General features: G+C 49.7%; 3 protein-coding genes. All 3 read left to right on the top strand.

Going from position 1 to position 2,375, the window contains the following annotated elements; genetic code table 11:
- Positions 1–774: polysaccharide deacetylase family protein (locus tag Q0369_RS02995; protein WP_298095775.1), on the top strand; the 774-nt coding region annotated here is incomplete at its 5' end.
- On the top strand, positions 738–1,526 hold the full coding sequence (locus Q0369_RS02990; RefSeq protein ID WP_297914661.1) for a glycosyltransferase family 2 protein: 789 nt from the start codon (positions 738–740) through the stop codon (positions 1,524–1,526). The genes Q0369_RS02995 and Q0369_RS02990, both read left to right, overlap by 37 nt.
- Before the next feature lie 64 nt (positions 1,527–1,590).
- Positions 1,591–2,375 (top strand): AIR synthase related protein (locus Q0369_RS02985; RefSeq protein ID WP_298095772.1); only part of this gene is annotated, 785 nt, incomplete at its 3' end.

Below are 2,375 nucleotides of genomic sequence, written 5' to 3'. Positions count from 1 at the left end.
TTTCTGATCTTTGCCGCCGTAGCGGGCGTTTCGCTGCGGTATAACTGGTGGCGGATCCCGCAGGGCTGGCATAAGGCGCGGGTGCTGATGTATCATAGCGTAGAGGAGCACAAGGGCGATAAATTCGACAAATGGCGGCTAAGACCCGCGGATTTTGAGAGGCAGATCGCGTGGCTTGCAAAAAACGGCTTTAAAAGCTTTAAGCTTAGCGAGCTTATCGCGCTAGAGCGGCTGCCTAAAAAGGCGGTTTGCATCACGTTCGACGACGGGTTTGAAAATAACTTTACCGACGCCTTTGAAATTTTGAAAAAATACGATTTTAAAGCGAGCATATTTTTGGTGCCGGACGCCGTGCAAAATGACTGGGAGCGCGCTAACACGGCCCATCTTGCAAGGATGCTGAGCGAGGAGCAAATTTTAAAAATGCAAGCAAGCGGGCTGGTGGAGTTCGGCGCGCATACGATGCACCACGTAAATTTAGACCTTACCTACGCGAGCGATCCGCAGCTCGCAGCAGACGAGATCATCGCATCCAAGGTTCGCGTAACGCGTATTTGTGGGCGGCCGTGCGAAGTGTTTGCCTACCCGTACGGTAAATTTAACGACGAAATTTTAAATATCGCTAGATCAAATTTCAAAGGCGCAGTAGTCGTCAAGCGCGGACTTTACGAGGCGGGCGACGACAAATATGTCGTAAAGCGTATCGGCATTTTGGGCACGGAGGGGTTTTTTGATTTTTGGCTGAAATTTACGAGGATAAGGAACAAACTATGATTAAAGCGTCCGTTTATGCGATAGTGATGAATGAGGAGCGCCATATCGAGCGTATGCTGCGTAGCGTGGCGGATTTCGCCGAGATCATAATCGTAGATAGCGGCAGCACCGATGCCACGCTGCAGATCGCGCGTAAATTTACCGATAAAATTTACCACCACGACTGGCAGGGCGAGGGGGTGCAGAAAAACTATGCGTTTTCGCTCTGCAGCAACGAATGGGTGCTCAATCTCGACGGCGACGAGGAGGTGAGTCCTGAGCTAAAAGGCGAGATAGAGGAGTTTATGAGCCAGAGCGATTACTCTGCGCTGGATATTAAATTTCACGAATACTCGCTAGGGCGCAAGTGCTCGGATCTCGTGCGCAAAAATACTCACATCCGCTTCTTTCGCAAGGAGTGCGGCGAGTATAAAAATATGGGGGTGCACGCGCAAATTTCGATCATAAAAGGCGCTGTAAAAAAGAGCAAATTTTGCATTAATCACTTTAGCGAAAAGCCGATCGCCGAACTCGTTACAAAAAACAACAACTACTCCACGCTGCGCGCGCAGGGGGATTTTGAGAAGGGCAAAAAGCCGAGCCTTGCGAAGCTTTTGCTGATCTATCCGTTTGCGTTTTTTAAATCATACATTTTGCGCAGATCGCTTTTTGACGGGCGCAAGGGATTTATCACGGCAAACATTAACGCGTTTTACGCGTTTTTAAAAGAGGCGAAACTTTACGAGAAGTATCTTAAAAAGGGCGAAGATTAATCGAAATGATAGAAAATTTTAGTTATTATTACGACTTAAATTTAACGGCGAAAAGGGCGAAAAAATGGATAAAAAAACGATAGCGGCACATAAAATTTCAGACGAAGAATATGAAAAAATTTTAAAAATTTTAGGTCGCGAGCCGAATCTGCTCGAGCTTGGGATTTTTAGCGCGATGTGGAGTGAGCACTGCAGCTACAAATCGAGCAAAAAATACTTAAGCGGCTTCCCGACCAAGGCGCCTTGGGTCATCCAAGGCCCGGGCGAAAACGCAGGCGTCATCGACATCGGCGGCGGCATGGCTGCAGTTTTTAAGATGGAAAGCCACAACCACCCTAGCTTCATAGAGCCGTTTCAGGGCGCTGCGACAGGCGTGGGCGGGATACTGCGCGATATCTTTACAATGGGCGCGCGCGTCGAAGCCAATATGAACTCGCTTCGTTTCGGCGAGGTGCGTGGAAGAAGCGAGAATGCGCGCAAGCAGCGCTATCTGCTTAAAGGCGCGGTTGCAGGCATCGCTCACTACGGCAACTGCATGGGCATCCCTACGATCGGCGGCGAGACGAGCTTCGATAAGAGCTTTGACGGCAATATTTTGGTTAATGCCTTTGCGCTAGGTATCGTTAAAAAGGATGAAATTTTTTACGGCAGGGCCGAAGGCGTGGGCAATAGCGTAATCTACGTGGGCTCTAAGACCGGTCGCGACGGGCTCGGTGGAGCCGTGATGGCGAGCGATAGCTTTAACGACGCGAACAAATCTCTGCGCCCGACCGTGCAGGTGGGCGATCCGTTCGCTGAAAAGCTGCTGATGGAGGCGTGCTTGGAGCTTTTTAAAACCGACTACGTCGT

Source organism: uncultured Campylobacter sp., assembly GCF_938030685.1.
Classification (GTDB): domain Bacteria; phylum Campylobacterota; class Campylobacteria; order Campylobacterales; family Campylobacteraceae; genus Campylobacter_B.
The sequence above is the reverse complement of the archived record's forward strand: the minus strand, read 5'-3'. Positions and strand labels throughout refer to the sequence as shown.